Origin of the sequence: Erwinia sp. LJJL01, assembly GCF_047300805.2 — a bacterium.
GTDB classification, from domain to species: domain Bacteria; phylum Pseudomonadota; class Gammaproteobacteria; order Enterobacterales; family Enterobacteriaceae; genus Erwinia; species Erwinia aphidicola.
This window is the reverse complement of the sequence record NZ_CP178576.1, coordinates 4,660,336-4,679,641: the sequence shown is the minus strand read 5'-3', so window position 1 is coordinate 4,679,641 and position 19,306 is coordinate 4,660,336. Positions and strand designations below refer to the sequence as shown.

Here is a 19,306-nt window from a genome sequence, read left to right as displayed (position 1 = left end):
GATTTAATTATCTGCCAGGAGGTGACAGGAATTTAGTTATCTTTCTCTCCCCGCTCATTCTGCTAATTTACCCTTAATAAGGCGGTCTGCCCGTGCGCGCCGCCAGGAGGTTATTATGATTGAAGTTAACTCATTTGCTGAATTACGTACTACCGCGCCGGCTAAATCTGGCGATATTGCCCTGCTCAAACGGTATTACGATAAAGACTCCACCTTCCGCGGCGGCGGTAATTTTGTCGGATTTGTCACGACCACGCTTCCTGCGGATGATAGCGGAACGTTGGCGGTCGGCAGCGGCTTTTACTGGAAGCGTGTAATTAACGACTACGACGAGGTCAATATCCTGCACTTCGGCGCCAAAGGCGATGGCTATACCGATGACAGTGGGGCATTTAAGCTGATGATGAGCTGGGCGCAGACCTGTAGCAGCAGCTGTAAGGATCTTGGGGTCCGTTTTCCGGGCGGCAAGTTCCTGATCAATCCCATTGACCTTTCGGCCAGCGAACTGCCGTTCTTCTACCTGTACGGCGATAGCAATCCGCAGGGCGGCATTCCGCGCACGACGATTATCTCTGACAAATCGACCAGCCCGGTATTTAAAGTGCAGGCGCGGCGCACGGCCATCAAGGGGATCAGCTGGAACGGGCAGGCGAGTGCGGATGTCAGCGCCAATAAAAGCGTGATCACCTCCGCCATGTGTTCCAATCAGCAGCCGTTTTTTGAAAACACCACCGTGGCGGGGGAAATTGTTCTGATCAGCTGCTTCCGCGGCCAGAACAACGGTGGCACGATATTCAAACTGCTGGATACGCTCGACAGTAAGTTCGACCAAATCTACACCATTAACACCTACGGCCGGGTATTTGACGTCGGCTGGTCGGATACTGTGAAGGGCGTATGGGACCACTCAACGGCCATTGAACTGTCGAATGCCAATTTCCAGTACGGCTATGGCGACGCTACGCTGATGATGCCGCGCGTCACGCAGGGGGTACTGCGCAACGTATGGATTGAGCATACCCGCGCGCCGGGCGACCTTAATAACGGTCAGTGGCTGATAGATGCTCTGAGCCTTGAGGATTGCTCCAGCCCGCTGATCCTCGACCATGCCAGAGTGCAGCTGCGCCAGCTCAATCTGCAGGCTGGGGCATCGCTCAGTCAGGGTACCAGCACCACACGCTGGCTGTCCGGCTATGAGGCGGGATGGCGGCGCGAGGAGAGTTTCGGCACGCTGATGACCGGTTCGATGCGGGCCGGCTGGTATACCGGCTACAAAATTACCAATACCTCCAGCGCCGACAAATGGTACAAGCTCGGCAAGGTGTTTATGCCGAAAGAGAATCAGCAGTGGATTATTGAGATGATTGGCAAGGTCTCCAGCGATGCGGTAACCGGCACGGCGGGTAGCCCGGTCACGTCGGTCTCCTCCTGCTCCAGTTATCTCGGTATCTCACGCTGCGCCACGGCGATTTATGCGGATATTCGTCATCATGGCACCCCGGCAGTGCTGGATATCAAGTATAACCGCATCGGCGTGACCACCACGGAGATCTGGGTGAAGCTGAAGGCCGCCAGCGGCGATACCATGTTTAACCTGAAATCCACCGGGCCAACGCGCTTTGAGTCCGGCGAGTGCTCACTGTTTACCCCGGACTTAACGGAGACCACCGATATCACCACCATCGGCACCAACACGCCCGCGGCACGCATGAGCATGCACAACGGGCTGGCAGGCGTAGGGGCCAACGAGAAAGGGGTGCTGACGCTGGCAACCACCCCGGCGACGGCGCCTACCACCACCACCGCAGCCGGATATATCACCGTTAATATCAACGGCACGGATCGTAAAATTGCTTATTATTAATCAGAGAGTTAAGGCCGGGCTACCCGGCCTTTTTTTTGCTTTTTTTGGAGTTGATGGAAATTTGTTGTGAACTTTCTGGCACCGCTTCGGTCCGATTTATGTAGTCATCTTTTAACTATGAAAGGAAATATCCATGAGTGAGATCGAAAGCAAAACGCAGACTGAACACTTACGCGACGTGACTTCACAGCTAAAAGAGATGCGCCATTACGCGCAGACCAATACTGAGACGCTCTCCAGCCAGTGGCTGGCCTTTGATGAGGGCGAGTATAAAGATCCGTCAGCTGCGGAAAAGATTAACCAGCTGCTGAATCAGCAGGGGACTTTGCTGGAGGCGTTAGACGCCGCCATCCAGGACTTCGAAATCGAAGCTAACCGCATCGAAAACGAAGCCTGATGCAGCGGGTGAAACCGCGCTAAGTTATAGCGGGCCGGGCAAACCTGGCCCCTACAGAACAAACTCCGGGCGAACCTGATTTCGCCCGCTACTCTTCGCAAGATACAACTGTTCATCAGCCTGTTTGATTGACTCATCCAGGCTGTTGACGTTCTTCAGGTTGACCGTGCTAATCCCAATACTCACCGTCACGCTCAGATCGTTGCCGTTCAGCATAATGCTGTTTTGTTCAATGCTGTGGCGCAGGCGATTCGCCAGCAGAAACGCGCGCGGCTGAGAAATCCCTTCGATTAATACCAAAAACTCTTCACCGCCCATTCGGCTCACCAGCGCGGTCTGCTGCAGCGACTGGCGGATGCACTCGACGGTTTTCGCCAGCACAAAATCCCCGGCGGCGTGGCCGTAGGTGTCGTTGATATTTTTAAAGCGGTCGATATCGATCAAAAACGCCGCGCCGAAAAAGCCGTGCGGGCGATTGCGGGGCGTCACCAGCGTTTCAAGTTTTGAGGAGAGCCCGCTGCGCGTCAGTGCGCCGGTTAAAAAGTCATAGTCGGCGCGCTTAGTGATGCGCGCGACCAGCTTTTTATTGGAAGTGCTGCTCAGTGCCACAATCAGCGGGCTGATCAGCATGGCCGCCACGCCGAGGCGGGCAGAAGAGAGAGAATCGATGCGGAACAGATCGTCCTTGCCCTGAATATTAAGCACGTTGCCCGCCACCAGGATGATCTCGCTAATTCCGGTGATCATCGTCAGGAAGCAGGTGATAAACAGCGGGTAGCTGATGGCGCACCACAGCAGCGCGGGCAGGGGAAACAGCATGCTGCCGCCGCCGCCAACCCAGGTACCGGCCAGAGTGGTGGCAATCAGCGCAACCAGCGGCAGCACGGTGCATTCACGCAGGGCGCTGGCCAGCTGAGCCAGCTCATCGCGGCGCGGCAGGCTAATGACCAGCGGCAGCAGCAGGATGGAGGTCGACATCTGCTCGGAGAACCATGAGAACCAGGCCTTAAACAGCTCATCCTCAAAGTAGCGCTCGCTGACAATCGCACCGACCAGCGCACAGCCGGCGGCACCGAACAGTGAGGCCGGGAAAACGTGCAGCAGCGCCTGCAGGCGGCGGGGGTAACCGCGGGTAAAGTGGTTGGTCAGCAGTATCCAGCGCGCGCAGGCAATAAAGAGAATATTTGCCCCATCAAGGCCAACAGCAATGATCGGGGGCGTGCCGTACAGTATGTCCGCGCTGAGGATACCCAAAAAGAGCGTGAGCAGCGTGCTGCGTTTGTCCAGCGAAGGAAAGCGAATGAGCAGCCCAAGCAGTATCGCGTTGCCCGGCCAGAAAAGTGACAACGAACCGAGGTTACGCGCCTCAAGGCCGATAATCGACAGCAGCATAGCGAGGACAAAGAGGATGACTGCCCGATTAACATTATTTTTATACTTTGGCATCTTTAGGCTCAGGACGGTTAAAACGGATCGCTTATGGACGGTCGAATTTAAGGGCTGGCTTCAGGTTGACAACAGACTGCGATCTGAGGGCTGGCGTAATTTTATGCGCACACAACATACGCGACAACCCTGCTGAAAGCAATTTCTTAAGATTAATCCTGGTGCCTTTGGAGCCAGTGATATGCGCTGCGTGAGCGGCTAAAGTTAAGCTAAATGAATGCGCTGGATGGCTGGTTCCGTTAGGTGGTGCCACATATAACGCAATTAAACGGCGCGATCGAATAAAAAAGTCGGGCATCAGAAGGTTTGGGAGAATTCCTGGTACAGTGACCCACGGCGCTGAAATGTTTCAGTAATTGACAAAACAATGCGCGCAGTCAGAGGCTTAGTGGTTCCATAACGCCGGACTAACCTTTATTATCCCCAGCAATTGTTTCGGCCATTAAAAGACGGATGTCATGTATCAACCTGTCGCCTTATTTATCGGCCTGCGCTATATGCGCGGGCGCGCCTCAGACCGCTTCGGCCGGTTTGTCTCCTGGCTCTCTGCCATTGGCATTACGCTGGGCGTGATGGCGCTGGTTACCGTGCTTTCCGTAATGAACGGGCTTGAGCACGAGCTGGAAAAAAACACCCTCGGGCTGATGCCGCAGGCGTTAATTACCCGCGACAGCGGCTCCATCAACCCGCAGCAGACCCCTGCCAGCAGCCTGCATCTCTCCGGCGTCAGCCGCATTACGCCGCTTTCCACCGGGGAAGTGGTGATGCAGAGCGCCGCCAGCGTGGGCGTTGGCGTTATGCTGGGGATTAACCCCGATGAGCCGGACCCGCTGGCACCGTATCTCTATAACGTGCGTCAGCAGCAGCTGCAGTCGGGCCAGTACAATACCATCGTCGGCGAGCAGCTGGCGCATCAGCTGGGCGTGCAGCGCGGCGATAAAATCCGCCTGATGGTGCCATCCGCCAGCCAGTTCACCCCGATGGGCCGCATTCCCAGCCAGCGTCTGTTTACCGTGATCGGCACCTTTGCCGCTAACAGCGATGTCGATGGCTACCAGATTTTGGTCAACCAGCAGGATGCGTCGCGCCTGATGCGTTACCCGGCAGGCAATATCACCGGCTGGCGTCTGTGGCTGGATAAGCCGCTGCAGGTCGACACCATCAGCCAGCAGCCGCTGGCGAAAGGGCTGGTGTGGAAAGACTGGCGCGAGCGCAAGGGCGAACTGTTCCAGGCCGTGAAGATGGAGAAAAATATGATGGGGCTGCTGCTCAGCCTGATCGTCGCCGTTGCCGCTTTTAATATCGTCACCTCGCTTGGCCTGATGATTATGGAGAAGCAGGGTGAAGTGGCTATCCTGCAAACCCAGGGGCTGACGCGTCGCCAGATTGTCGCCGTGTTTATGGTGCAGGGTGCGACCGCCGGAGTGGTGGGCGCGGTGCTGGGCGCGCTGTTGGGCGTACTGCTGGCCAGCCAGCTAAATAATTTAATGCCGGTTATCGGTGCCTTCCTTGATGGCGCCGCGCTTCCGGTCGATATCTCTCTGACGCAGGTTGCCACCATCACCGTTACGGCGATTGTGGTGGCGCTGCTGTCCACGCTTTACCCTTCCTGGCGCGCGGCCGCCGTTCAACCCGCTGAGGCTTTACGTTATGAGTAACAACATCCTGTTGCAGTGCGACAACCTGTGTAAACGCTATCAGGAAGGCAGCGTGCAGACCGATGTCCTGCGCAACGTATCCTTCAGCGTGAAGCCGGGTGAAATGATGGCGATTGTCGGCAGCTCCGGCTCCGGTAAAAGTACCCTGATGCACCTGCTGGGCGGGCTGGATACCCCTACCTCCGGTGAGGTGGTGTTTGACGGCAAATCGCTGAACGCCATGTCGTCAGCGGCCAAGGCCGAGCTGCGCAACCGCGAACTTGGCTTTATCTACCAGTTCCACCACCTGCTGCCGGACTTTAGCGCGCTGGAAAACGTCGCGATGCCGCTGCTGATTGGCAAAACGGCGAAGGCCGGGGCGCAGGCGAAGGCGCTGGCGATGCTGAAAGCGGTTGGCCTGGATCATCGTGCTGCGCACCGCCCGGCAGAGCTCTCCGGCGGCGAGCGTCAGCGCGTGGCTATCGCCCGGGCGCTGGTCAACAGCCCGCGCCTGGTGCTGGCGGATGAACCGACCGGCAACCTCGATGCACGCAATGCCAATGCCATTTTTGAGCTGCTGGGTGAGCTGAACCAGACTCAGGGCACCGCTTTCCTGGTGGTGACGCACGACCTGAGCCTGGCGAAACGCATGCAGCGCCAGATGGAGATGCGCGACGGCGTGCTGAGCGACCAGGTGCAACTGGCAGGTAGCCTCTGATGGCCGGCTCTCTCTCTTTACTGCTCGGCCTGCGCTTTAGCCGCGGCCGTCGCCGCGGCGGCATGGTTTCGCTGATCTCGGTGATCTCCACCGTCGGTATCGCGCTCGGCGTGGCGGTACTGATTGTCGGGCTGAGTGCGATGAACGGCTTCGAGCGCGAGCTGAACAACCGTATTTTGGCGGTGGTGCCGCACGGCGAGATTGAACCGCAGGATCAGCCGTTTGCCGGCTGGCAGGCGATGTTGCCGAAGATCCGCCAGGTGCCGGGCGTGGCCGCCGCCGCACCCTATATCAATTTTACCGGTCTGATCGAGAGCGGCAGCAAGCTGGAAGCCGTGCAGGTGAAGGGCGTTGACCCTCAGCAGGAGAGCCAGCTCAGCGCGCTGCCCTCCTACGTGCAGAATAATGCCTGGGCCAGCTTCGCCGCAGGCAAGCAGCAGATCCTGCTGGGGCAGGGCGTTGCCGATAGCCTGAAGGTTAAGCAGGGCGACTGGCTGACGATCATGATCCCCAACAGCGACGCCGGGCATAAGCTGCTGCAGCCAAAGCGGGTGCGCCTGCAGGTGGCGGGTATCCTCAAGCTGAGCGGCATGCTCGACCACAGTCTGGCGCTGGTGCCGCTGGCCGACGCGCAGCAGCTGCTGAGCATGGGCGACAGCGTCACCGGGATTGCCCTGAAGGCCACCGATCCCTTTAGCGCGATGAGCGTGGTGCGGGCGGCGGGCGAAGTCACCCACGCTACCGTCTATATCCGCAGCTGGATTGGCACCTACGGCTATATGTACCGCGACATCCAGATGATCCGCGCCATTATGTACCTGGCGATGGTGCTGGTGATCGGCGTGGCCTGCTTCAACATTGTCTCCACGCTGGTGATGGCAGTGAAAGATAAGAGCGGCGACATTGCCGTGCTGCGCACCCTCGGGGCTAAAGATGGCTTAATTCGCGCCATCTTTGTCTGGTACGGCCTGCTGGCCGGGCTGGTGGGCAGCGTCAGCGGCGTGGTGGTGGGCGTGCTGGCCGCCCTGAATCTGACACCGATCATTCATGCGATTGAAGCGCTGACTGGCTATCATTTCCTTTCGGGGGATATTTACTTTATCGACTTCCTGCCTTCCGAGCTGCACTGGGGCGACGTTGGCATTGTGCTGGTGACCTCCCTGTTGCTGAGCCTGATCGCCAGCTGGTATCCGGCACGCCGCGCCAGCCGCATCGACCCGGCGCGCGTGCTAAGTGGTCAATAAGTACAGCGGTCAATAAGTACAGTGGACAGTAAGGCAGCGGTTAATCATCGCGGGGGCAGCATGTATTACGGCTTTGATATTGGCGGCAGCAAAATCGCCCTTGGAGTGTATGACGCTCAGCGCCAGCTGGTCTGGCAGCAGCGCGTTGCCACGCCGCAGAATGATTATCCGCAGCTGCTGGCGCTGCTGGAGCAGTTAACGCTTGAGGCCGATGCGTTTTGCGGGCTGCAGGGCAGCGTCGGGCTGGGCGTGCCGGGGCTGCCGGTGCCGGATGACGGCACGCTGTTCACCGCCAATATTCCGGCGGCACGCGGACGCACGCTGTGTGCCGATCTTAGCCAGCGCCTGAATCGTCAGGTACGCATTGATAACGATGCCAACTGTTTTGCGCTGTCGGAAGCCTGGGATGATGAATTTCAGCGCTACCCGGTGGTGCTGGGGATCATCCTCGGCACCGGCGTCGGCGGTGGGTTGATCGTTGACGGCAAACCGGTCACCGGGCGCAATTACGTGGTCGGGGAGCTGGGACATATGCGCCTGCCGGTCGATGCGCTGGAGGTGCTGGGCCGTGATATCCCCCTGCTGACCTGCGGCTGTGGAAAAAAAGGCTGTATTGAGGGCTATCTCTCAGGAACAGGATTTTCATGGCTGTGGCAGCACTTTTATCAGCAGACTCTCAGTGCGCCTGAGATAATCACCCGGTATTATCAGGGAGATACTTCCGCGCTGGCACACGTCGAACGTTATCGTGACCTGCTGGCAGTCTGTCTGGGCAACATCCTGACGCTGCTCGACCCCCAGCTGGTAGTGCTGGGCGGAGGTTTGTCCAATTTCGATGCGCTGTATGACGACCTTGCGCAGCGGGTAACGCCACACCTGTTACCGGTTGCCAGGCCCCCGCGCTTTGCAAAGGCACGTCATGGAGACGCAGGCGGAATGCGCGGTGCCGCATTCCTGCACATTAAGAACCTGTCCCAACAGGCGTAATTGTCGCAGACAATTTTGAGCACTGCTCAGGTTCAAAACGGCAAGTAAAATAGCCTGATGGGACAGGTTCTAAGGATTAGAGGATTTGGTTATGCGTACACCTCGTCGCCGCTTAAGGCTGGCACGCTACAAGAAGACCCGACGCCAGGTACATCAGCGTTTTCGTCAGCGCATTTTCGAACGCGACCGTAATATCGAAATAGCCCGTCATCCGCTGCCGCGCGTGGTGGTACTGACCGGGGCTGGCATCTCTGCCGAGTCCGGCATTCAGACCTTCCGCGCTGCCGATGGCCTGTGGGAAGAGCACAAGGTCGAAGATGTCGCCACGCCCGAAGGCTTCGCCCGCAACCCTGAACGGGTGCAGCAGTTCTATAATCTGCGTCGCCAGCAGCTGCAGCAGCCGGCGATCCAGCCTAACGCTGCGCATCTGGCGCTGGCCGAGCTGGAAGCCGCCCTTGGTGACCATTTCCTGCTGGTCACGCAGAACATCGACAACCTGCACGAGCGTGCCGGTAACCGCAACGTGATCCACATGCATGGCGAACTGCTGAAAGTGCGCTGTGTCAGCAGTGGGCAGGTCCTGCACTGGACTGAAGACGTTAAGCCGGACGATCGCTGCCACTGCTGCCAGTTCCCGTCGGTGCTGCGACCGCACGTGGTGTGGTTTGGCGAGATGCCGTTGCAGATGGATGAGATCTATCAGGCGCTGGCGCAGGCGGATTACTTTGTGGCTATCGGTACCTCCGGCCACGTCTATCCGGCGGCCGGTTTTGTCCATGAGGCCAGGCTGCAGGGCGCGCACACCGTTGAGCTCAACCTGGAGCCAAGCCAGGTTGGCAGCGAGTTTGAAGAGAAGCAGTATGGCCTGGCCAGCGAAGTGGTGCCGGAGTGGGTGCACGACCTGCTGGAAAATATCGCCAGGCCTGATGCGCGCAAAGGTCCCGATGCGCCGTCAGCGTTTGGCCTGCGTCAGGATCAGATGGGCGATAACTCCGCCGATTAATCCCCAGAACGCGGCGCCCACGCCCAGCAGCGTAACGCCGGAAGCGGTGATCAAAAAGGCGATCGCCGCTGCATCGAGCTGTTTCTCATCGCTGAGCGCCCGCTGCAGGCTGGCGGCAAGGGTCCCCAACAGCGCCAGCCCGGCGATGGTGTGGATCATCGCCTGCGGCAGCGCGGTAAATAACCCGCCAATCGCCCCACCAAATATCCCCGCCAGCAGATAAAACACCCCGGCCGCTGCCGCAGCCCAGTAGCGCCGCTGCGGGTCACTGTGCACCTCCGGCCCCATGCAGATTGCGGCAGTAATCGCGGCGATACAGACGGTGAAACCGCCAAAGGGCGCCAGCAGCAGGGCGGTCAGCCCGGTCCAGGCGATCAGCGGCGACACCGGCAGCGTATAGCCGTGCGCTTTCAGCGTGGCGATGCCGGGCGCATTCTGCGAAGCCATCGTCACCACAAAGAACGGAATACCGATGCCGAGCAGGCTGGAGAGGCTGAAGTATGGCGCAATAAACTGTGGCATAACCCTGCTTTGCCCCGGCATAACGTGGATATTGCCCTGAATGGCCGCCACCAGCAGCCCGGCCAGCAGCGTCAGGATGATGGCATAACGCGGCAGCAGCCTTCTTGCCAGCAGGTAGACCAGGCACATGCTGCCGCTGAGCGCGAAGTTAACCTGCAGAGCGCCAAAGGCATCCATGCCGAAGCGCAGCAAAATACCGGCCAGCATTGCCGCCGAGATCGCCTGCGGAATCGCGTTCATCACGCGCGCAAACAGCCCCGTTACGCCGCAGATCAGGATCAGCGCGGAGGCAAAAATAAATACCCCTATCGCTTCATTCAGCGGCGTGCCGGGCAGGCTGGTCACCAGCAGCGCAGCCCCGGGGGTTGACCAGGCGGTAAGCACCGGAGTGCGATACCACAGCGACAGCCCAAGCGATGTGGCGCCCATCCCCAGCCCGAGCATGGTCAGCCAGCCACCAATTTGCAGGGGGCTGGCCCCGGCGGCAGCGGCGGCCTGAAAGATAATGGCCGCGGAGCTGGTGTAGCCCACCAGTACGGCGACGAACCCGGCAACAATCGCGGGAAAGGTCAGATGGCTGAGCGTGAGTGGAGGGCGCATATACGGTTTCCGCAGGTTGTACGTTATAACGCACAAGGTAGCATCGTGCGTTATAACGTACAAGCGGCTATACTCGGCAAAAGATCGCGGGAGGAACATTGTGGACGCTCTGCAACATTATCTGGCCAACACGCTAAAGCAGCAGCGTACGCTGCGCGGCTGGAGTCTGAGCCATGCGGCTCAGATCACTGGGGTGAGTAAGGCGATGCTCGGGCAGATTGAACGCGCCGAGTCCAGCCCGACAATCGCCACGCTATGGAAAATCGCCACCGGTTTTAATCTGCCGTTCTCTCTGTTTATTGAACCGGTCGCCGCCGATGATGATCGCGCTCCGCGCCGTGAATCCCTTCTGCCGGGCTATTCACCGGCGGGGAACGGGATGCAGATCGTTTCACTGTTTCCTTTCGATGCTGAGCTACGCTTCGAAATGCTGGTGATTGAACTGGCACCCGGCGCGCTGAGTGAATCCGCCGCCCATGAGAAGGGCGTGATAGAACATGTTATTGTGCTGGAAGGGGCGCTGGAACTGGTGGTTGATGGTCAGGTTCAGCGGCTGGGCAGGGGGGAGGCGCTGCGCTTTCAGGCCGACTGCGTGCACAGCTACCATAATGTGGGTAATGAAAAAGTGCGTTTTCATGATCTGATTCATTATCCCCGGCGTTAGTCACGCGTTCACCGACGCAAAGTGATTTGAAACAATATTTGCCCTGGTACGGCTACCCATAATAAACGCTGGCATTCAGAGGGACGACAGATGAACAATTTACTCAATCGCTTCTTAAACTATGTATCCGTGGAGTCGCAATCAAAAGTTAACGTGCGTCAGATACCCAGCTCCGAGGGGCAGCTACGCCTGGCGCAGATACTGTGTGAAGAGCTGAGAGCGCTTGGCATGCAGGATATCCGCTGCAGCAAGCAGGGTATTGTCATGGCGACGCTGCCGTCCAACGTCAGCTGGCCGACGCCGGCGATCGGGTTTATCTCGCATATGGATACCTCGCCGGATTTTACCGCCAAAAACGTCAATCCGCAGGTGATTGAAAACTACCGCGGGGGCGATATCGCGCTCGGCGTTGGCGATGAGATCCTCTCCCCGGTGATGTTCCCGGTGCTGCACGAGCTGATCGGCCATACCTTGATCACCACCGATGGCAAAACCCTGCTCGGCGCTGATGATAAAGCCGGTATTGCCGAGATCATGACCGCGCTGGCGCACTTAACGCAGGGCGGCGTTGAGCATGGTGAAGTGCGCGTAGCGTTCACCCCTGATGAAGAGATTGGTAAAGGCATTCACAACTTTGACGTGGCGGCATTCGGCGCTGACTGGGCCTATACCGTTGACGGCGGTGGCATGGGCGAGTTCGAGTACGAGAACTTTAATGCGGCCTCGGTGACGGTAAAGATCACCGGCAATAATGTGCATCCCGGAACTGCAAAAGGGGTAATGGTTAACGCGCTGGACGTGGCGATGCGTTTCCACCGTGAGCTGCCGGAAGATGAGGTACCGGAGAAAACCGCCGGTTACGAAGGCTTCTACCATCTGCACGGGATCAAGGGCGCGGTCGATCGTGCCGAGCTGCACTACATTGTGCGTGACTTCTCGCGCAGCGGCTTCAGCCAGCGTAAGCAGCTGCTGGCGGAAATCGCCGCACGGCTGGAACAGACGCTGCCTGCCGCGGCGGGGATTGAGCTGCTGGTCGAGGACAGCTATTACAATATGCGTGAAAAGGTGGAAGCCTGCCCGCAGAGTATCGAGCTGGCGCTGCAGGCGATGCGCGACTGCGATATTACCCCGCAGGTGAAACCGATCCGCGGCGGCACCGATGGTGCGCAGCTGTCATTTATGGGCTTGCCATGCCCGAACCTGTTTACCGGCGGCTACAACTATCACGGCAGGCATGAATTTGCCTCGCTGGATAATATGGAGCGGGCCGTACAGGTGATTGTGCGCATTGCGGCGCTGGCGGCGGAACAGGCGAAAACGGCAGGGTCTGCGGGCTGACCGAAAAAGAGGGTCCGCCCCTACGACGGCAAGATTTCGTAGGGGGCGACCTATTGTTTCGGTCGCCCCGTGTCCACGGCGGGATCTGCGGGCGGACCGGAAAAGAGGGTCCGCCCCTACGACGGCAAGATTTCGTAGGGGGCGACCGCTGTTCTGGTCGCCCCGCAAAGGTTTACTCTTCTTCCGGGAAATACCAGTAGCCGCTGTTTACCAACGCGGCAAGCTGCGCAAGGAATGACGGATCGTCGAGCGCATCACCAAGCTGTTCCTGGCCAAGCGTCAGCTGGTTGGCCAGCGCAGTGAGGGCAGCACGGTGCGGGGATTCCACCTGCTCACCGTTGATAAACACTGCTTCACCGATCGACACCACGCGCAGACCGCCCAGGCGTGACAGCTGCTCGCCCTGCTGTAGCGCATCATAAATCTCATCCGGCTGATACGGCGGCTCCGGCGGCGCGATGTCCAGTTCGTGACGCGACTGGGAGATAAACTCGCCGAACCACTGATTAAAGTGCTGCGGCTGGTCAATCACTTCCAGCATCATGGCGCGAATGCCCGCCAGCTCCGCGGGCAGAATTTCGGCGTGATGCTCGCGTGGCTGCACGTCCGGGTCGCTGAAGCGGCGGCTGCCCAGTTCGCGGGCCAGCACGTAGTCGGCAAAGCCGCTGATCAGCTCACGCCCGCTTGGCGCACGGAATCCCACCGAGTAGTTAATCGCATTTTCCAGCGAATAGCCCTCATGCGGGAATCCTGGCGGAATATAGAGAATATCGCCCGGCTCCAGCTCTTCATCGATGATCGCCTCGAACGGCTCCACCTGCAGCAGGTCGGGATGCGGACAGTGCTGTTTCAGTTCGGTTTTTTCACCCACGCGCCAGCGACGACGGCCGGTGCCCTGAATGATAAATACGTCATACTGGTCGAAATGCGGCCCCACGCCGCCGCCCGGCACCGAGAAGGAGATCATCAGATCGTCCATACGCCAGTCGGGGATTGTGCGGAAGGGGTGCATCAGCGCGGCAGACGCTTCATGCCAGTGATCGACCGCCTGCACCAGCAGCGACCAGTTGTTCTCGCCAAGATGGTCATAGCTCTCGAACGGGCCGTGAGCGACCTGCCATTTTCCATCCTGGTGGCTGACCAGTCGGCTGTCGACTTCGTTTTCCATCGCCAGGCCGGCCAGTTCATCCGGGGAGATCGGGTCAACGAAGTTTTTGAAGCCGCGTTTCAGCACTACCGGGCGTTTCTGCCAGTAGCGCTGAATAAAGTCGGACCAGTTGAGATCGAGCTGATAATCCATGATGATTTCCTGAAACGCGAAAGTGAAACGATTATAACAGCGCGCGGCAGTTGCTGTGTACCACCACGCAGAAATCTGTTACTCGTGCTTGTGCAGCGGCTCCTGGCGCTCGAAGATCACCTCCATGCGGGCGCCACCCAACGGGCTGGCGCTGGCGATGATATCACCGGCGTACTGTTCCAGAATATCACGTGCCAGCGACAGGCCCAGCCCCTGGCCGGGGCGCAGGGTGTCGGCGCGCTGGCCGCGAATAAACACCAGATCGCGTTTATTTTCCGGGATGCCGGGGCCATCGTCCTCAACAATCAGGTGGAGTGAGTTGTCAGTCTGACGGGCGGTTATCTCCACAAACTCCAGGCAGTATTTACAGGCGTTATCCAGCACGTTGCCCATCACTTCCATAAAGTCGTTCTGTTCACCGACGAAAATCAGCTCGGGAGAGATATCCAGCGTCAGCACCACGCCTTTGCGCTGATAGACCTTGTTCAGCGCGGAGCAGAGGCTGTCGAGTAGGGCAGGGACGGAGTGCAGATCGCGTTTCAGCGCGTGGTGATCCGCCTGCATGCTGGCGCGGTGCAGATAATAGCCAATCTGCTGCGAGATACGGCTGATCTGCTCCAGCATAATTGGCTCAGCCTGCTCCACCGACAGGTTCTGCCCACCGCGCAGTGAACGCAGCGTGGTCTGCAATACCGCCAGCGGCGTTTTCAGGCTGTGGGTCAGGTCGCTCAGAGTCGTGCGATAGCGGGTATGGCGCTGACGTTCGTTATCCAGCAGCATATTCAGGTTGCGCACCAGCCCTTTCAGCTCCTGCGGCGGCGCGGGATCGAGCGTTTCACGGCTGCCGCTCTCCAGTTCGCGCACCTGGCCCGCCAGCGCGCCAATCGGGCGCAGGCTCCAGTGCGCCGCCAGCCACAGCAGCGGAATAATCAGCAGCAGGTTGGCCAGCAGGACATAGCTGAACCACGACCAGACTACGTCCGAGTGCTGAAGCTCCTGCGGGATTGAGTCGACCACCACAATGGTCAGTTCCGGCAGGCTAGCCGTGGCCTCATAGCGGTTGACCGCCACCGAGTGCGTAAAGGTGTCATCCCCGTCGTCATCATAGGCGGTCAGCTTATTCTGCGCATCACGGTCATTGCCGAGCACTTCGCGGCTGGTGTGGTTATTGGTATCGATTTCGTAAAAGTCAGATTTATTCAGCCATTCACGGCGGATTTTGCTGCGGATATCCGGCACGTCGCGCTGCTGCCACAGCAGGTTGCCGCGATCGTCATAGATAAACACCAGCGCCGGAAAATTGAGGCTCATCCGCTCCGGCTGCACGATACTGAGCTTATTGTCCTGCCACTGAGCAAGGGTAAAAAACAGGTTACTTTCGCTGCGCAGAACGCGGTAGGTATTCTTATCAAAGCTAACGACATAGCCCACCACGGCAACCATGCCGTAGGAGAGAGACATGGTTAACACTACTGCAGCGGTAGCAAGCAGGAAACGGACCCGCAGCGAGAGCGGTTTTCTTCGGCGCCAGCTAAAGCGCATTTACAGGTCGAAGCGGTAGCCCTGACCGCGCACCGTGGTGATCACTTCCAGCGGATGCTCCGCCTGCATTTTTTTGCGCAGGCGCCCCATCAGTACGTCGATGGTGTGGCTTTCGCGCAGTTCAGCATCGGGGTAGAGCTGCAGCATCAGCGAATCTTTACTCACCACTTTTCCGGCATTGCGGATCAGGGTTTCGATGATGGTGTACTCAAAGGCGGTCAGCTTAATGTGGTTGTCGTTGATGGTCAGCTCGCGGCGCGAGAGATCCACCTGGAAAGGGTGCAGGGTAATAATCTGTGAGGCCAGCCCGCTATTGCGGCGCATCAGCGCCTGCATGCGCGCCACCACTTCTTCGATATGGAACGGTTTAGTGACGTAGTCATCGGCACCGGCTTCCAGCGCTTCGACCTTTGCCTGCCAGCCGTCGCGCGCGGTCAGCACCAGAATCGGCTGACGCACTTCCTGGCTGCGCCAGCGGCGGATCATCGCCATGCCGTCTTCATCAGGCAGGCCGAGGTCGACCAGCGTGATATCCGGAGTGTGCTCATTGAGAAAATAGTCAGCTTCTTTCGCGCCCTCGGCGGCGTCCACCTGATGACCCATCTCACGCAGCTGTACCGCAAGATGATGACGCAGCAGTGGATTATCTTCCACAACTAACACACGCATAATCTAATCCTTAAACAAAGAACTGCCGGAGTCGACAGCATAAACTGCCTTGAGTATAGGAGGAAGCAGATAAACAGCAGCTTAACACGGGCTGACTAGCGCCAGCCCGCGTGGGGAGGGGTTACTTCAGGTCGTCAACCATCTGCACAGCACGGCCAATGTAGTTCGCTGGCGTCATCGCTTTCAGGCGGGTTTTCTCTTCTTCCGGCAGCGCCAGACCGTCGATAAACACCTTCATGCCTTCCGCATCGACACGCTTGCCGCGGGTCAGCTCTTTCAGCTTCTCATAAGGCTTCTCGATGCCGTAACGGCGCATGACGGTCTGGATTGGCTCGGCCAGTACTTCCCAGTTGTGGTCCAGCTCGTCCAGCAGGCGGTCGCGGTTCACTTCCAGCTTGGAGATGCCTTTCAGCGTTGCCTGGTATGCAATCAGCGCATAGCTCACGCCCACGCCAAGGTTGCGCAGCACGGTGGAGTCGGTCAGGTCGCGCTGCCAGCGGGATACCGGCAGTTTGCTTGCCAGGTGCTGCATCACCGCGTTCGCCAGGCCCAGGTTACCTTCTGAGTTTTCGAAGTCGATGGGGTTAACCTTGTGCGGCATGGTAGAAGAACCGATTTCACCGGCAATAGTTTTCTGCTTGAAGTGGTTCAGCGCAATGTAGCCCCAGACGTCGCGATCGAAATCGATCAGGATGGTGTTAAAGCGCGCCATGCAGTCAAACAGCTCGGCGATATAGTCATGCGGTTCGATCTGCGTGGTGTACGGGTTCCAGGTAATGCCCAGGGAAGTGACGAACTCTTCGCTCAGCTGATGCCAGTCCACTTCCGGATAGGCCGCAATGTGGGCGTTATAGTTACCGACAGCACCGTTAATTTTACCCAGCATTTCGATGCGTTCCAGCTGGCGCAGCTGGCGTTCGAAGCGGTAAGCGACGTTCGCCATCTCTTTGCCCAGCGTGGACGGGGTGGCTGGCTGGCCGTGGGTACGTGATAGCAGCGGGATATCCCGATACTGCACCGCCAGGTCTTTCACTGCAGCGATGATTTTGTTCCAGTAAGGCACAATCACCTCACGGCGAGCGGTTTCCAGCATCAGCGCGTGCGACAGGTTATTGATATCTTCAGAGGTACAGGCGAAGTGAATAAATTCAGATACCGCGTGCAGGGCAGGGACGGCTTCAACTTTCTCTTTCAGGAAGTATTCGACGGCTTTCACATCGTGATTGGTGGTACGCTCGATGGTTTTAATGCGCGCAGCATCAGCTTCGCTGAAATTGCTGACAATGGCATCAAGGAAAGCGTTTGCGTCGGCGTCAAATGCAGGAACTTCCTTGATCACAGCGGTTTCGGCCAGTTTCTGTAACCAGCGAACTTCAACCTCAACGCGGAATTTCAGCAGGCCAAATTCGCTGAAAATACTACGCAGTGGGCTGACTTTGTCGCCATAACGACCATCAACAGGTGAGACGGCGGTCAGAGAGGATAATTCCATTGTTGCTGCTCCAGATCGGTTTAATAAAATCAGGTTGCGGTCCCGTTGATGCGGGCCAGAATCGCTTTCGCCTCGTTGACTAAGCGGTTACGGGAGAACATCAGCTGCAGGCGGCCACCGCCGACCTGCTGCCACAGCACTGCTGCGCGGATACCCGCCAGCAGTGAGGCTCGAACTTTACTCTGCACCTGGGCATTTTGCAGAACCGCCGGAGAACCGGTGACCTGAATGCGCGGGCCGAGCGGGCTGATTACGTCGACATAAATTGCGGCCATGGCGCTCAGCAGGGTATCGGACTCCAGACCGTAGTGCGCCAGCTGACGATCGAGCTGGGCGATGCGGGTTGAAAGCTCATTCAGCGCGCTTTTACTGGCGTTGAGCTTACGCTCCAGCACCATCATGCTCAGGGTATAACGCGTCAGCTCGGCGCCCAGGCCCTGGCGGCTGTTGCTGTTCAGCACCGCAATCAGGGTTTCCAGGCCAAACTGCAAATTGGCTTCATTGTCACCGTACACCGCCAGCGTGGAGGACGGATTGAGGTCCAGCAGGCTGTTCAGCGTGATTTTCAGCGCGTCCGGCGGGCACTGGCCCTGATGCGCCAGCTGTTGCACCAGGTGAGCTGACTGGCAGATGCCCGCCAGCGCCAGAGTAATATCATAATAGTTCTTCGCCACGTTTACTCCTGTATGCGGACCGAATTACGCGTTTACCAGCGGCAGGCGCTGTTCGATAATGCCGCCACCAAGGCAAACTTCATCGAGATAAAATACCGCTGACTGACCCGGCGTCACTGCGGCAACCGGCTGGTCAAAACGCACTTCAATGCGGTCTGCATCGATCGGGGTTACGGTGCAGGGGATATCTTCCTGGCGATAGCGGGTTTTCACCATGCAGCGCAGCGGGGCGCTCAGCACTTCGCGGTCAACCCAGTGCAGCTGTTGGGCAATCAGGCCCACCGACATCAGGCGCGGGTGATCGTGGCCCTGCGCCACCACCAGCGTATTGCCGGCGACGTCTTTATCGACCACGTACCACGGCTCTTCATTGCCGTCTTTAGTGCCGCCGATGCCCAGCCCTTTACGCTGGCCGAGCGTATGATACATCAGCCCCTGATGCTGGCCTACGGTATCGCCCTCTGTGGAAACAATCGGCCCTGGCTGCGCGGGAAGATAGCGCCCGAGGAACTCGGTAAATTTGCGCTCGCCGATAAAGCAGATACCGGTTGAATCTTTCTTCTTCGCGGTCACCAGCTCCAGCTGCTCGGCAATGCGGCGCACTTCGGGTTTCTCTAATTCACCCACCGGGAACAGACTTTGTGCAATCTGCTCATGGCCGAGGGTGTAGAGGAAGTAACTCTGATCTTTGTTGCCGTCAAGACCGCGCAGCAGACGGCTTTTGCCGTCCACATCCGCGCGGCGCACGTAGTGACCGGTAGCGATATAGTCGGCACCCAGGTCTTCGGCGGCAAATTCGAGGAAGGCTTTAAACTTGATCTCTTTGTTGCAGAGAATATCCGGATTTGGCGTGCGGCCAGCTTTGTACTCCGCCAGGAAGTGCTCGAACACGTTGTCCCAGTATTCGGCGGCAAAGTTGACCGTGTGCAGATAAATCCCGAGTTTGTCACAGACTGCCTGCGCGTCGGCTAAATCTTCCGCCGCCGTGCAGTACTCTTCGCCATCGTCCTCCTCCCAGTTTTTCATAAACAGGCCTTCAACCTGATAGCCCTGCTGCATCAGCAGCCAGGCGGAAACGGAGGAGTCAACACCGCCGGACATCCCGACGATCACTTTTTTTTGGCTATTAGAGCTGTTTGACATGAATTACCCGACTTTAAGTTTTAAGGAGTCGTTAAAGGCGACTCTGATAAAATTGCGGCGCATTCT

The 19,306-nt window shown here is 58.3% G+C and carries 17 protein-coding genes; 9 read left to right on the top strand and 8 right to left on the bottom strand.

All coding sequences use genetic code 11. The features are described 5' to 3' along the window. The first annotated feature begins 115 nt into the window (after positions 1-115). Both ACLI4M_RS22780 and ACLI4M_RS22775 read left to right on the top strand, forming a co-directional pair. Positions 116-1,864 (top strand): amylovoran biosynthesis protein AmsF, encoded by a 1,749-nt coding sequence (locus ACLI4M_RS22780; RefSeq protein WP_133623390.1) that lies wholly within the window; start codon positions 116-118, stop codon positions 1,862-1,864. A gap of 133 nt (positions 1,865-1,997) precedes the next feature. After that, entirely contained in the window at positions 1,998-2,261 is a 264-nt protein-coding gene (locus ACLI4M_RS22775; protein WP_048916342.1) for a hypothetical protein, read from the top strand. A 51-nt stretch (positions 2,262-2,312) separates the two neighbouring features. On the opposite strand, the gene ACLI4M_RS22770 is transcribed toward ACLI4M_RS22775, so the two are convergent. Next, the gene (locus tag ACLI4M_RS22770) at positions 2,313-3,707 is read right to left on the bottom strand and encodes a GGDEF domain-containing protein (protein ID WP_133623391.1); all 1,395 of its coding nucleotides are present in this window, start codon (positions 3,705-3,707) and stop codon (positions 2,313-2,315) included. Between the two features lie 458 nt (positions 3,708-4,165). Between ACLI4M_RS22770 and lolC the strand changes: the two genes are divergently transcribed. From lolC to cobB, 5 genes are all read left to right on the top strand, one after another. Next, complete coding sequence (lolC, locus tag ACLI4M_RS22765; protein WP_133623392.1) at positions 4,166-5,365, top strand: lipoprotein-releasing ABC transporter permease subunit LolC; 1,200 nt, start codon at positions 4,166-4,168, stop codon at positions 5,363-5,365. Continuing rightward, entirely contained in the window at positions 5,358-6,062 is a 705-nt protein-coding gene (gene lolD, locus ACLI4M_RS22760) for a lipoprotein-releasing ABC transporter ATP-binding protein LolD (RefSeq protein ID WP_048916339.1), read from the top strand. Before lolC ends, lolD begins: the two co-directional genes overlap by 8 nt. Continuing rightward, positions 6,062-7,306 carry a lipoprotein-releasing ABC transporter permease subunit LolE gene (gene lolE / locus ACLI4M_RS22755; RefSeq protein ID WP_099754440.1) on the top strand — a complete coding sequence of 415 codons (1,245 nt, stop codon included), beginning with the start codon at positions 6,062-6,064 and terminating at the stop codon, positions 7,304-7,306. Before lolD ends, lolE begins: the two co-directional genes overlap by 1 nt. Positions 7,307-7,366: 60 nt before the next feature. Then, positions 7,367-8,293, top strand: coding sequence for an N-acetylglucosamine kinase (nagK, locus tag ACLI4M_RS22750; protein WP_133623393.1), 927 nt, complete (start codon positions 7,367-7,369; stop codon positions 8,291-8,293). A 91-nt stretch (positions 8,294-8,384) separates the two neighbouring features. Beyond that, positions 8,385-9,296: a Sir2 family NAD+-dependent deacetylase gene (cobB, locus tag ACLI4M_RS22745; protein WP_133623394.1), complete on the top strand. Its 912-nt coding sequence runs from the start codon at positions 8,385-8,387 to the stop codon at positions 9,294-9,296. Here the strand turns inward: cobB and ACLI4M_RS22740 are convergent. Further along, positions 9,246-10,418, bottom strand: a complete 1,173-nt coding sequence (locus ACLI4M_RS22740; protein WP_133623395.1) for a benzoate/H(+) symporter BenE family transporter — start codon at positions 10,416-10,418, stop codon at positions 9,246-9,248. The genes cobB and ACLI4M_RS22740 overlap by 51 nt on opposite strands. A 100-nt stretch (positions 10,419-10,518) precedes the next feature. Between ACLI4M_RS22740 and ACLI4M_RS22735 the strand changes: the two genes are divergently transcribed. Further along, on the top strand, positions 10,519-11,082 hold the full coding sequence (locus ACLI4M_RS22735) for a helix-turn-helix domain-containing protein (RefSeq protein ID WP_133623396.1): 564 nt from the start codon (positions 10,519-10,521) through the stop codon (positions 11,080-11,082). Positions 11,083-11,172: 90 nt separating this feature from the next. Further along, positions 11,173-12,420: a peptidase T gene (gene pepT / locus ACLI4M_RS22730; protein ID WP_099754443.1), complete on the top strand. Its 1,248-nt coding sequence runs from the start codon at positions 11,173-11,175 to the stop codon at positions 12,418-12,420. A 172-nt stretch (positions 12,421-12,592) separates the two neighbouring features. Here the strand turns inward: pepT and ACLI4M_RS22725 are convergent, their stop codons facing one another. The 6 genes from ACLI4M_RS22725 to mnmA form a co-directional block, all read right to left on the bottom strand. Next, positions 12,593-13,720, bottom strand: a complete 1,128-nt coding sequence (locus ACLI4M_RS22725; protein WP_133623397.1) for a cupin domain-containing protein — start codon at positions 13,718-13,720, stop codon at positions 12,593-12,595. A 78-nt stretch (positions 13,721-13,798) separates the two neighbouring features. After that, complete coding sequence (gene phoQ / locus ACLI4M_RS22720; RefSeq protein WP_133623398.1) at positions 13,799-15,262, bottom strand: two-component system sensor histidine kinase PhoQ; 1,464 nt, start codon at positions 15,260-15,262, stop codon at positions 13,799-13,801. Further along, the gene (gene phoP, locus ACLI4M_RS22715; protein ID WP_048916329.1) at positions 15,263-15,931 is read right to left on the bottom strand and encodes a two-component system response regulator PhoP; all 669 of its coding nucleotides are present in this window, start codon (positions 15,929-15,931) and stop codon (positions 15,263-15,265) included. Positions 15,932-16,052: 121 nt separating this feature from the next. Continuing rightward, a complete protein-coding gene (gene purB / locus ACLI4M_RS22710) occupies positions 16,053-17,423 on the bottom strand; it encodes an adenylosuccinate lyase (RefSeq protein WP_133623399.1) in 1,371 nt (456 codons plus the stop codon). Positions 17,424-17,452: 29 nt separating this feature from the next. Beyond that, a complete protein-coding gene (hflD, locus tag ACLI4M_RS22705) occupies positions 17,453-18,097 on the bottom strand; it encodes a high frequency lysogenization protein HflD (RefSeq protein ID WP_048916327.1) in 645 nt (214 codons plus the stop codon). Between the two features lie 24 nt (positions 18,098-18,121). Beyond that, a complete protein-coding gene (mnmA, locus tag ACLI4M_RS22700) occupies positions 18,122-19,240 on the bottom strand; it encodes a tRNA 2-thiouridine(34) synthase MnmA (RefSeq protein WP_048916326.1) in 1,119 nt (372 codons plus the stop codon). Positions 19,241-19,306 lie beyond the last annotated feature (66 nt).